Source organism: Paenibacillus sp. FSL R5-0378 (assembly GCF_038009285.1).
Classification (GTDB): Bacteria; Bacillota; Bacilli; order Paenibacillales; family Paenibacillaceae; genus Paenibacillus_AQ; species Paenibacillus_AQ favisporus.
The window spans coordinates 6,722,111-6,734,119 of the sequence record NZ_JBBPAY010000001.1 but is presented as its reverse complement, the minus strand read 5'-3'; the positions used below and the strand labels follow the sequence as shown (position 1 = coordinate 6,734,119).

At 53.4% G+C, this 12,009-nt stretch carries 10 protein-coding genes; all 10 read left to right on the top strand.

The window, feature by feature from the left end:
• Positions 1-232: 232 nt before the first annotated feature.
• The 10 genes from MKY74_RS31195 (at position 233) to MKY74_RS31150 (ending at position 11,905) form a co-directional block, all read left to right on the top strand.
• On the top strand, positions 233-1,429 hold the full coding sequence (locus tag MKY74_RS31195) for a Gfo/Idh/MocA family protein (protein WP_144025526.1): 1,197 nt from the start codon (positions 233-235) through the stop codon (positions 1,427-1,429).
• Positions 1,430-1,745: 316 nt separating this feature from the next.
• Entirely contained in the window at positions 1,746-2,498 is a 753-nt protein-coding gene (locus MKY74_RS31190) for a response regulator transcription factor (protein ID WP_076175669.1), read from the top strand.
• Positions 2,467-4,149, top strand: coding sequence for a sensor histidine kinase (locus MKY74_RS31185; RefSeq protein ID WP_076175727.1), 1,683 nt, complete (start codon positions 2,467-2,469; stop codon positions 4,147-4,149). Before MKY74_RS31190 ends, MKY74_RS31185 begins: the two co-directional genes overlap by 32 nt.
• 155 nt (positions 4,150-4,304) lie before the next feature.
• A complete protein-coding gene (locus tag MKY74_RS31180; RefSeq protein WP_076175729.1) occupies positions 4,305-4,610 on the top strand; it encodes a Dabb family protein in 306 nt (101 codons plus the stop codon).
• 71 nt (positions 4,611-4,681) lie between these two features.
• The gene (locus MKY74_RS31175) at positions 4,682-4,807 is read left to right on the top strand and encodes a hypothetical protein (RefSeq protein WP_279628517.1); all 126 of its coding nucleotides are present in this window, start codon (positions 4,682-4,684) and stop codon (positions 4,805-4,807) included.
• Positions 4,808-4,879: 72 nt separating this feature from the next.
• Complete coding sequence (locus tag MKY74_RS31170; RefSeq protein WP_076175671.1) at positions 4,880-6,517, top strand: extracellular solute-binding protein; 1,638 nt, start codon at positions 4,880-4,882, stop codon at positions 6,515-6,517.
• Positions 6,518-6,557: 40 nt separating this feature from the next.
• The gene (locus tag MKY74_RS31165; protein ID WP_084204196.1) at positions 6,558-7,508 is read left to right on the top strand and encodes an ABC transporter permease; all 951 of its coding nucleotides are present in this window, start codon (positions 6,558-6,560) and stop codon (positions 7,506-7,508) included.
• Positions 7,509-7,526: 18 nt separating this feature from the next.
• The gene (locus MKY74_RS31160) at positions 7,527-8,414 is read left to right on the top strand and encodes a carbohydrate ABC transporter permease (RefSeq protein ID WP_076175674.1); all 888 of its coding nucleotides are present in this window, start codon (positions 7,527-7,529) and stop codon (positions 8,412-8,414) included.
• A gap of 246 nt (positions 8,415-8,660) precedes the next feature.
• Positions 8,661-10,538 (top strand): molecular chaperone HtpG, encoded by a 1,878-nt coding sequence (htpG, locus tag MKY74_RS31155; RefSeq protein WP_076175676.1) that lies wholly within the window; start codon positions 8,661-8,663, stop codon positions 10,536-10,538.
• A gap of 200 nt (positions 10,539-10,738) precedes the next feature.
• Positions 10,739-11,905 carry a YecA family protein gene (locus MKY74_RS31150; RefSeq protein ID WP_167372930.1) on the top strand — a complete coding sequence of 389 codons (1,167 nt, stop codon included), beginning with the start codon at positions 10,739-10,741 and terminating at the stop codon, positions 11,903-11,905.
• Positions 11,906-12,009: the final 104 nt, after the last annotated feature.

The following is a 12,009-nucleotide window of genomic DNA, read 5'->3' as shown; positions in this document are numbered from 1 at the left end:
CTTGGCCCAATATAGGCCTCTTAGACATAATGGGGGTGGCTGGCCAAGCCGGATCCGGGGGAGGAACAGGTCATCCGGTTCCCTTATGCTCGTTATCCAAAAAACTCAAAAAATTTGGAGAAGGAATAACCCTTTTTATAGAGAACTATGCTTGTATAGTCCATAAAACAGCCAAAGATGGACTGCATTGTTCACAGCCAAAACAACCAAATATTTGGAGGAGTGATCGAGGGTGAAGGAGAAGGTGCGTGTTGGAATGATTGGTCTCGGCGCACGCGGCATGGGGCTGCTGAGAGGAATCATCCTGCATATGGAAGATGTTGAGGTTGTCGCGGTTTGCGACCTGTATGAAGACCGCTGCGAGGAGGCGGCTGGATATGTCCAAGAGACAGGAACCGCCAGACCGCTGGTAACGACCAAATATCAGGAAGTTGTGGCCCTGCCGGGGCTGGACGCCGTTGTCATCGGCGCATCCTGGGCGGACCATATTCATATTGCTGCGGCATGCATGGAAGCCGGGATCTACGTGGCCAGCGAAGTCGGCGGCGCTTATTCGGTGCAGGAGTGCTGGAAGCTGGTAGAGACGTACGAGCGCACCGGCGTACCCTGCATGATTATGGAAAACTGCTGTTACGGACGCGAAGAACTGATGGTGCTGAACATGGTCAAGCAGGGCGTATTCGGCGACATCGTTCACTGCGCCGGCGGCTACCATCACGATCTGCGCGAAGAAATTGCCTACGGCATCGAAAACCGGCATTACCGCCTGAACAACTATATTCACCGCAACTGTGAAAACTACCCGACGCATGAGCTCGGACCCATTGCTCAGATCCTGGGCATCAACCACGGCAACCGGATGGTATCCCTCGTCTCCATGTCCTCCAAGGCCAAAGGCATGCATGAATACGTTGTCCGGGAGAGAGGCGCCGATTCGGCGCTTGCCCAGACCGAGTTTATGCAGGGCGATATCGTTACTACCGTGATCAAGTGCGCCCATGGCGAAACGATTACGATCACGCTCGACACTACGCTCCCCCGCTACTACTCCAGAGGGTTTACGGTCCGGGGCACGAAGGGGATGTATGTGGAGGAGAACCATTCCATTTACATCGACGGACAGCATGACGAGCACCACTTTGACTGGAAAAACCAATGGGGCAACGCCGACTCCTTCCGTGAGCAGTATGAGCATCCGATCTGGAAGAAGTTCATCAGCGAGGGCGTGAAGGGCGGCCACGGCGGCATGGACTGGCTGGTCTACTCCGAATTTATCGAATGCGTGAAGAACGGCACGGATACGCCGCTTGATGTGTACGATATGGCCGCCTGGATGAGCATCTCGGCCCTGTCCGAGGAGTCGATTGCGCTCGGCGGTCATCCGGTGGCGATTCCGGATTTCACGAACGGAAAGTGGATGAGCCGTTAAACGATACAGCGATATTTTAAGCGAAATTTCTCGAAAAAGTGACCTGCAGCCATTTCGGAGAAACTTTCCCGAATGTACAGGTTACGGGCGCTGGCGATGAAGCCGGCGCTCTTTTTTTTAACCGCCGGCCATCGTTACTCTACGAGCGAACAAATTATTGAAAGCACTTTCACTTCATATGATATAATGCAATAAAAGCAGACATACCTAATATATCAATCACTTCCACCGTTTGCATCGTTAAAGCGCAGCAGCCGCTTGCCCCTAAGGTCCTATCCCTGCATATCATTAGTTCATAAGGAGACGAGTCCGTACGATGTTTAATGTTCTTGTAGTAGACGATGAGCATGTTCAACGAGAGGGCATCAAGGATTTGATATCGGAATACCGGTTTCCGTTCCACGTGCTCGAAGCCGACAATGGCCGCGCGGCCGAAACCATTTTGAACCGCCACCCGATCGATATTTTGATTACCGATGTCAAAATGCCGCTGATGAGCGGCCTCGAGCTCGGCAGGCTGGCGAAAAAAACGCAGGACAACCTCAAAATCGTCATCTGCAGCGGATACGACGAATTCGAATACGCGAAAACTGCCATTAAGCTGGGCGTCGTCAACTATCTGCTCAAGCCGCTTGTGACTGAGGAATTTTTGGAGGTGATGGAGGAAATTACGCATATTCGCCCCCATGCCGGCGGGCCCGAGGTGGAATCGGAGGAATCGAAGGTGATCCGCCAGGTGAAGGAGTTCGTGAAGGACCATTTTCAGCGCGACCTGTCATTGACGGAGGTGGCCAATGAGGTGTATCTGTCCCCGGGATACTTGAGCATTTTGTTCAAAAAAGAAACCGGGATGAACTTTTCCAAATATTTGACCGACCTCCGCCTCCGCAAGGCAGGCCATCTGCTGCTGAACTCCAATATGAAAATTAACGACATCGCGGCGTTTGTCGGCATCGACAACACCTCTTATTTTTGCCGGCTGTTCAAAACCAACTACGGCGTGAGCCCATTACAGTATAGAGAGAGCGGGAATGTCCATGCTTCACTGGATCAAGAGCAGGTTCAATGATATCCGGTTCCGCAACAAGCTGCTGCTGTCCCACCTTTTTATTGCGCTGATTCCCATTCTGCTGCTCGGCGTTCTCGCTTTTATCCAATCCTATCGCATCCAAATGAAGGAGCTGAAGAGCGAAGCCGCGGCCAGTCTGGACCAAGTGGCGAACATTCTCGATTATAAAATCAACCGCTACAACACGCTGAGCGAATTTATCGTGCTGAACCGCGACTTTTCGAAATTGTTTACCCGGAACTATGCCGGCAATTACTTCGAGATGTTCCTTGATTTCCGGGACATTATGGACCCGCTCATTTCTAATACGAAAACGATGGACGACAATATCGAGGGCATTACGTTCTATACGTCCGGGGATTTGCTCGGCATCCGCGACAACATTTTGCCGCTCAGCGATTTGAAGCAAAAGCCGTGGTTCGACGGGTACCGGGGCAGGCATTGGGTGGTGGACGGCAGTCACGTCTATCTGGTGCAGGAGCTGATCAGCAATTTGAAGGACAGCAATTACATGGTGATCTCGGTCAATTACGACAGCATTTTCTCGGATATGGACAAGCTGTCGGATCATATTACCGTACAGATCGAAGGTCCGCAGCACCAGCCGATCTTCCGTGAACAGAAGGCGGACCCGCCCGCGCAAGGGGCGACCCGGCTCGACCGGACGCTGAAAAGCAACGGCTGGACGATCCATTATTACCTGTCCAATGCGAATGCGTATGTCAACGCGCTGACGTTTTTCAAAATCACTCTGCTCGTCATTGGATTAAGCCTGCTCGTCGCCTTTTTCCTGATCTATATCGTGTCGAACAATTTCACGAGGCGGATCATCCACCTCAAAAACAAGGTGGACAAGGTGGAGCAGAACAACCTGGACGTCGTCATCCAGAGCTCTTCCCGGGATGAGTTCGGGGAACTGACGAACGGCATCGGCAGGATGCTGGGGCGCATCAACAGTCTGATTCACCAGGTGTACCAGGCGGAAATCGCCAGGCAGCAGAGTGAGTACCAGCGGCTGATTAATCAGATCAATCCCCACTTTCTGTACAACACGCTGTCTTTTATACACTGGCGGGCCAAAAAGAAGCGTGACCTGGAAACCGGGTACATGGTATCGACGCTGGCCAAGTTCTACCGGACGACATTGAACGGGGGCAGGGAGATGGCGACGGTCGCGAACGAAATCGAGCATATCCGGGCGTATCTGGACCTGCAGCTCGTCATGAATGACGGGGACTTTGACGTGGGGTTTCAAGTGGATGAAGATACGGCGGATTTGAAAATCATTCACTTCGTGCTGCAGCCGATCGTGGAGAACGCGATCAAGCACGGGTTCACCCATCCGGAGGCTGAGGAAACTCCGCGGATCGTCATTGCGTCGCGCCGGCAGGAGGGCATCCTGACGCTGATCGTAACGGATAACGGCGTCGGGATGACCCCTGTCCAGGCCGCCAAGCTGCTGTCGGCCGAGAACGGGGGAACCGGCGTGAAGAACGTCAACGACCGGATGAGGCTGTATTACGGGCCGCCGTACGGCCTAGCCATCGACAGCGCCCCCGGAATGGGCACGACGGTCACCCTGACGTTTCCTGCGGAGCCGGCGGACACAGCGCCGATGGGATTGGCCGAGAGCGCGGCTGCCGGTCCATAGAGGGCGGAGATCAGCGGCAGCGAATGGGCGTGTATCCGCTTCGAAACGCCATTGGCCGGCAGGCAATCCTGTTGTTAGCGCACAGAAGGAAGAGCCGGCTACCGTATGGAAAGAAGGTAAAGAAGGAAAGAACGCATGAGGAGGAAGCAAACCATATGTTTGAACATTTGGTCTCATTTAAATTTAACCGCATCCTTGAACCGGAGCTGGAGCAGGAGCTCCTCGGACTGCTGTGGGGGCTGAAAGATCAGATTCCCGGCATCGTTGACCTCACGGCCGGCGTCAATAAAACGGAGGAAACGGAAAACATCCACGGGTTCAGCATTGGGCTACGCGTGACATTCAAAGACCGCGAATCGCTGCAGGCCTATGGGCCGCATCCGGCGCATCAAACATTTGTCCGCAGGCTCGATGACTTGATCGAGCAGGTCGTGGTGGTGGACTATCCCGTTCAAGGTTGAGCTTCTATCATCGGTGAGGCTGTGTGAAGCCGGCTGTCGTGCTGCCTGCTGGCATATACCGGGGTATTCCCATGATTGCTCAACGTCTGGTAGCTGCCGCCAGAGCCAAAGAGCGTTCCTTCGGGGCGCTCTTTTTGTGTGTCGAATCCGCCTGCGGGGCATTCATGAAAAAAGTGACACAGAACGGAAAAATGTGATATATACGATTTTTTTGCAACCGCATACAATTTTACTTGTACAAGGAATCGACAAGAGAGGGGTTCAAACGGATGAACAAACGAAAAATATCGTCACTGCTGGCCGTCACGTGCATCACAGCGCTCATCGTCAGCGGATGCGGCGGCGGAAGCGGCAAAGCGGAGGACAAGGTTGTCAGCGAAAAGGACTACGAGCCATACAGCAAGTACGAGTCCCCGGTGGAGTTTACCATCGGACGCAATACGAGCCATACGAACAATCTGCCGAAGGGCGATTCGATTGAAAACAACATGGCGACCCGCTACGTCGAGAGCAAAGTGAACGTGAAGGCCAAGGTAGCCTGGGAGACCGATGATATGGACCAGAAGCTGTCCCTGTCGATGACGACCGGTGAGCTGCCGGACGTGATGCTGGTCAGCCGCACGATTTTCAATCAGCTCGTAGACAATGACCTCATTGAAGATATGACCGAGGTTTACGAAAAAACCGCCTCCGAGGGTGTCAAAAACATCTACTCCTCTTATGGGGATCTGCTGCTCGACCAAGTGAAGGTGGACGGCAAAATCATGGGCCTGCCGATGACGAATATCGGCAACCAGCATCAGCTGCTGTGGATTCGCAAAGACTGGCTGGACAAGGTCGGCGGCAAGCTGCCGCAGTCCGTGGACGATGTGTGGAACCTGGCCAGAACCTTTGTGGAGAAGGATGCCTCCGGAACCGGCAAGACGATCGGGTTCGGGATGAATCAGGACGCGATGAATTTTTCACCGATATTTGCAGCTTATAATGCATTTCCAGGCCAGTGGATCAAGAAAGACGGCAAGGTCGTGTACGGCTCCGTGCAGCCCGAAATGAAAGAGGCGCTCGCCGATTTGGCCGAGCATTACAAGGAAGGGCTGATCGACAAGCAGTTTGCGGTCCGCTCGGACGAAGAGAAGGAAGCGCTGGTCATCAACGGCCAGGCTGGCATGCTCTTTAACCCATGGTGGATCGGATACACGAACTACAAGGACTCCATCAAGCAGGATCCAAAAGCCGAATGGGTGGCGGTATCTGCACCTGTAGATGAGAACGGCAAATTTAAAACGATCCGGCAGGACCCGGTCGGTGGAGGCATTGTTGTCGTGCGCAAAGGTTACCCTCATCCCGAGGCGATTATGAAATCGATCAATCTGACGACGGACTTCCTGTACTCACTGACGGACGACGCCGTCCAGTACAAGAAGGAGCATGCCAGCGAAGGGCTGACCGACCACAGCCGCTGGAACAACGAGCCGACGCAAATTCCGATGCAGGTGGACTATGACGACGTGCTCAAGCGTTATTACGATGACATCATGAAGGCTGACAAAGCAGGCAGTGCCGACGGAATTCAAGAGGACCGCGTCGTGTCCTATGAAGCGTACCAGGAGTTCAAGCAAAAGGGGACTGCGGTCGACGCCAATACGTACGGTGAATATCTATCCCGGATCGAGGGGCAGCGGGAGGCGAACAACCCGAACCTCGAAGTGATTCCGGCCGGCTTCTACGGCACGACGGAGACGATGAAGCTGAAATGGGCGAACCTGCAGAAGATGGAGCAGGAAATGATGCTGAAGATCATCATGGGCCAAGCCAGCATCGATGCTTTTGATCAATTCGTGTCGACCTGGAAAAAGACCGGCGGCGATGAGATCACGCAGGAAGTGGAAGAGATGAGCAGCAGGTAAGTCCCAGTCAATACATCCTGGATAAATGGAAGTGATAAGTATGTCTTCACTGGAAGCAAGTCTCCATACGGAACGGCAGGTTTCGGGACGGATACGGAAGAAACGCAAGGCTTTTCATGAAATGACGTATCACTTCATGCTGCTGCCGGGCATGGTGCTGCTGTTCATTTTCTCCATCGTCCCGATGTTCGGCATCGTGATGGCCTTTCAGAAATTTATCCCGGCCAAAGGCATTTTCGGCTCCAAATGGGCCGGGCTGACCAATTTCACGTATATGTTTCAGCTCCCGGACGCAAAGCAAATTTTCGTCAATACGCTGGTGATCGCGGTCGGAAAAATCATACTGGGGCTGATCGTGCCGATCGTGTTTGCGCTGCTGCTGAATGAAGTCCGCCTGAAGATGTTCAAAAGCACCGTGCAGACGATCGTATACCTTCCCCACTTCATGTCCTGGGTCGTGCTCGGCACGATGATGACGATGATCTTCTCATACGACGGCATGGTGAACAACGTTCTGCAGCTCTTTGGGATGGACAGAACGATGTTTCTGGCCAGCAACACCTGGTTCAGACCGCTGCTGATCGTGACCGACACCTGGAAGGAGTTTGGCTACGGAACGATCGTCTATTTGGCCGCCCTGACGGGCATCAATCCTTCGCTGTATGAATCGGCCGCTCTTGACGGGGCAAGCCGGTGGAAGCAGACGCTGAACATTACGCTGCCCGGAATTTTACCGACGATCATCCTGCTCGGCACGCTGAGCCTGGGCAATGTGCTGAATGCCGGCTTCGATCAGGTGTTCAATATGTACAATCCGCTGGTATACCAGACCGGAGACATCATCGATACGTTCGTGTACCGGATGGGCCTGATTCAGATGCAGTATTCGTTTGCCACTGCGGTCGGCTTGATGAAATCGGTCATCAGCTTTGTGCTGATTGTCGTATCCTACAAGCTGGCTTCCAAATACGCCGGTTACCGGATTTTCTAGAAAGGGGCGCTGATTTGCATGATACAATCGAGAACGTTCGGGGCGCAGGCTTCCCGCTTCCTGATCATCCTGGTGCTGGTGCTCATCGCCTGCCTGTCCCTGGCCCCGATCATCAATACGATCATGGTGTCGGTGAGCAGCAGCACGGCGGTCAACGCGGGCAAGGTGTATTTTCTCCCGGTAGATATCAACTTCTCCTCTTACGTTAAAATTTTGGACGACGAGAAGTTTTGGAGGGCTTTCCTGGTGTCGGTTGAGCGGGTCGCCCTGGGCGGAGCGATCAACATGCTGCTGACGGTTCTGATGGCGTATCCGCTGTCGAGAACGGCCTCGCAGTTCCGGGCACGCAACGTCTATATGTGGATTATCGTGTTCACGATGCTGTTCAGCGGCGGCATTGTTCCCTGGTACATGGTCATCAGCAAGCTGGGATTGATCAACTCGATCTGGGCGCTTGTGCTGCCCGGCGCGGTACCGGTCTTCAACGTTATCCTGCTGATGAACTTTTTCAAAGGGATTCCGAAGGAGATGGAGGAGGCGGCCTTTATCGACGGGGCGGGTCCACTGAAAATTTTGTGGCATATCTTCATCCCGGTGTCCCTGCCCAGCCTGGCGACGATCACTTTATTTGTCATCGTGGGCCACTGGAACAACTTCTTCGACGGGATCGTGCTGATCAACGACAGTCATAAGATCCCGCTGCAAACGTATCTGCAGCAGCTGAATTTGACCAGGGACCAAATGCAGAATCTGTCGGTTGAGCAGCTGCAGCAGTACAATAAGATCTCTAACACCACGCTCAACTCGGCTAAAATTCTCGTGTCCATGATCCCGATCCTGCTGATCTATCCGTTCCTGCAGCGGTATCTCATCCATGGTATCGTTCTGGGGTCGGTCAAGGAATAGCGGGTCCTGATAGGCAAAACATGACAGCGACAATGAAAGACGGGGCTGACCGCGCAAGCTTTGCAAATGGCTGCGGGGGCAGCCCTGTTCGGCGTTTGCCGGGAATGGCCGGAAGGGATGCGAAAGGGGTGCGGATAACCAATTGTTGACTTCAAAAATGAACTTATGTTATATAAAAATAAGAATAATTAGCACTCATTATGTTTGAGTGCTAAGATACTATGTTCGTTGAGGGGAGTATACTAGATGGCCATGAAAGAGTTTAAAGCCGAGTCGAAACGACTGCTTGAAATGATGATCAACTCCATTTATACGCAGCGGGAGATCTTTTTGCGCGAACTCATCTCCAACGCCAGCGACGCTATCGATAAAATCTATTATAAAGCGCTAACAGACGACCAGCTGGTTTTCAATAAAGACGATTATTACATCCGGATCACCCCGGATAAAGAAGCCAGAACGCTGACGATTTCCGATACGGGCATCGGGATGACGCAGGAGGAGCTGGAGAACAATCTGGGCGTCATCGCGAAGAGCGGGTCGCTGGCCTTCAAGAACGAGAACGAAGCCAAGGACGGCCACAACATTATCGGCCAGTTCGGGGTCGGCTTCTATTCGGCCTTCATGGTGGCGGACCGGGTGACGGTCATCACCAAGGCGCTTGGCTCCGATACGGCGTACAAGTGGGAGTCTGCGGGAGCGGACGGATATACGATCGAGCCTGCGGCGAAGGATACCGTGGGTACGGAAATTGTGTTGAAAATCAAAGAAAACACGGAAGAAGACAATTACGATGAATTTCTGGAGGATTACCGCCTCCGGACGATCATCAAGAAGTACTCGGATTTCATCCGGTACCCGATCAAGATGGACGTCACCGGGCATCGGCCGAAAGAGGGCGCGGACGGCGAGTTCGAGGAATACAGCGAAGAGCAGACCGTGAACAGCATGGTTCCGATCTGGCGCAAGAACAAGGGCGAGCTGACCGAAGAGGACTACGTCAACTTTTACAACGAGAAGCGCTACGGGTTTGACAAGCCGCTGACGCATGTGCACATCAAGGCGGACGGCGCCGTTGTGTACAACGCGATCCTGTTCATTCCGGAGCACACCCCGTTCGATTATTATACGAAGGAATACGAGAAGGGGCTTGAGCTTTACTCAAACGGCGTCCTTATTATGGAAAAATGCGGCGACCTGCTCCCGGATTACTTCAGCTTCGTCAAAGGGATGGTCGATTCCGAGGACCTGTCGCTGAACATTTCCCGAGAAATGCTGCAGCATGACCGTCAGCTGACGCTGATCGCGAAAAATATCAAGAGCAAGATCAAGAGCCAGCTGCAGACGCTGCTCAAGGATGAACGCGAGAAATACGAGAAGTTCTATGAGGCGTTCGGCAGACAGCTGAAGTTCGGCGTGTACAACAACTACGGCGCGGATAAGGACGTGCTGCAGGATCTGCTGCTGTTTACCTCTTCCAAGGAAAAGAAGCTGGTGACGCTGGACGAATACGTATCCGGAATGCCGGAGGATCAGAAATATATTTACTACGCCGCCGGCGAATCGGTGGAGCGGCTTGAGAAGCTGCCGCAGACGGAAATGGTGGCCGATAAGGGCTACGAAATTTTGTACTTCACCGACGATATCGACGAATTTGCCATCAAGATGCTGATGAAGTACAAGGACAAGGAATTCAAGTCGGTATCAAGCGGCGATCTCGGTATCGAGACGGAAGCAGACAAGAAGGATGAAGCGGCGGAGACGGAGAGTAAGGAGCTCTTCGAGGAGATGAAGAACATTCTCTCGGGCAAAGTGAAGGACGTCAAGGCTTCCAAACGGCTGAAGTCCCACCCGGTCTGCCTGTCCACGGAAGGCGACTTGTCGATCGAAATGGAGAAGGTGCTCAAAGCGATGCCGAGCGGCCAGGACATCCAGGCCGACAAGGTGCTGGAGATCAACATACACCACGAGGTGTTCCAGTCCCTGAAGGATGCTTATGACAAGGACCGCGAGAAGCTGGGCCTGTACACGAACCTGCTGTACAACCAGGCGCTGCTGATCGAAGGGCTACCGATCCAGGATCCGGTCGAATTTACGAACGATATTTGCAAAATTATGGTGTAAGCCAAGCTCCTCCCGACCTGCGGCAGAATGCCTGACAGGCGGTACAACCCGGCCTGCCGGAGTTTTGACCTCCGGGCCGGGTTCCTTTTTTTGCCGGAGGGCGGGCTGCGAAGCGAACATCGTGTATAATGGTAGAAGGGCGCAGAGTGATGCCTTAACCGGTCATGCTGCGCATGCTTAATAACGAAGAAGAGGTGTACATGTTGGAAGACCCTACGTTACAACTGGAACAAACAAACATACAGCACGCCATCATCGGCGAACCCATGACCAGCTTGTCCGAGATTTTGCTGAGCCTGACCAAGACGAGGCTGTCCGCGCTGGCTTCCGTCCACAGCATCACAGGTCGTTCCAAGATGAAGAAAGAAGAGCTTGCCGAAGCGCTGTCGGATTACGTCACGAATACGGAGCATTTGTCGTCCATGCTGCTCCAAATGGATGGTGCCGAATGGAGCCTGTTTGAGACGCTCCTTCAGGAGTCTTCCGTTCAAGATAATACGATTCCATACGGGGATTATGCCTTTTTGCTGGATCGCGGGCTCGTATTCAGCTTTTTCTCGGATGGTCAGCTGCACCTGATCATGCCGGAAGAAATCAGGGATGCCATCCGCAAGGCTGATCTGCCTGCTTTGAAACAGCAGCACGGCCAGCACCAGCTGGCTTATCAATATATTGTTGCCGCATCCCATTTGTACGGAGCGGTTAAGGTGGACAAGCTTCTTGAGATCTACAACGCCCAGAATGAACAGGCGCTGAGTGCGGAGGAGCTTCTGAATGAAGTGAACGAGGCGATCGGCCGGGGCGAGAACCTGCTCCTTCACAGCGGATACATCGTGAACAGCTATCTGCTCCACGACCTGGACGAGCAGAAGATCAACGACTGGATCGCGAAGGTCGAAGGGAAACCGTATTACGTTCCCGAGCAGGAGGAGCTGCTCCGGTATGCGGACGAGACGTATTTTGAAATGACGCCGCAGCTGTCCGCGCTGCAGCAGTACGTGCTGCGGGAGCTGTGCAAGGACCAGGAGACGGTGGAATACCTGATCGACGATCTCCAGCTGGCGTGCGCCAAAGGTTCGTCGATTCAGGATCTGATCTACGAATTCGAGAGCCGCAAAATCAATTTCAAAAACCCGCTTCAGGCCCAGCAGACGATTCAGCTGCTGACCGAAGTCTATAACCATACCCGGATGTGGGCCAATAACGGCCACACCTTGGTGGAGCTTCAGGCCATTGCCGATGGCGTTAAGCCGGAGCTGGTGAAGCTGGTGAACATTTCCGCAGCGGATACCGTGCCGAAGGTGGGACGCAACGAGCCGTGCCCTTGCGGCAGCGGGCTGAAGTACAAGAAGTGCCACGGAAAATAAACGCTTATCGCTCTATTTATCCTATATAGATCATCAACTATAAGAGCGGCAGTCCGGACATGAACGTCATGTCCCGGGCTGCCGTTTTTGCGTTTGCCACTTTT

Bases quoted from the DNA above. Each gene is read 5' to 3' on its own strand.
- MKY74_RS31190 (WP_076175669.1), top strand. From the start codon at position 1,746: ATGTTTAATGTTCTTGTAGTAGACGATGAGCATGTTCAACGAGAGGGC.
- MKY74_RS31185 (WP_076175727.1), top strand. From the start codon at position 2,467: ATGCTTCACTGGATCAAGAGCAGGTTCAATGATATCCGGTTCCGCAAC.
- MKY74_RS31180 (WP_076175729.1), top strand. From the start codon at position 4,305: ATGTTTGAACATTTGGTCTCATTTAAATTTAACCGCATCCTTGAACCG.
- MKY74_RS31175 (WP_279628517.1), top strand. From the start codon at position 4,682: ATGATTGCTCAACGTCTGGTAGCTGCCGCCAGAGCCAAAGAGCGTTCC.
- MKY74_RS31170 (WP_076175671.1), top strand. From the start codon at position 4,880: ATGAACAAACGAAAAATATCGTCACTGCTGGCCGTCACGTGCATCACA.
- MKY74_RS31165 (WP_084204196.1), top strand. From the start codon at position 6,558: ATGTCTTCACTGGAAGCAAGTCTCCATACGGAACGGCAGGTTTCGGGA.
- MKY74_RS31160 (WP_076175674.1), top strand. From the start codon at position 7,527: ATGATACAATCGAGAACGTTCGGGGCGCAGGCTTCCCGCTTCCTGATC.
- htpG (WP_076175676.1), top strand. From the start codon at position 8,661: ATGGCCATGAAAGAGTTTAAAGCCGAGTCGAAACGACTGCTTGAAATG.
- MKY74_RS31150 (WP_167372930.1), top strand. From the start codon at position 10,739: ATGTTGGAAGACCCTACGTTACAACTGGAACAAACAAACATACAGCAC.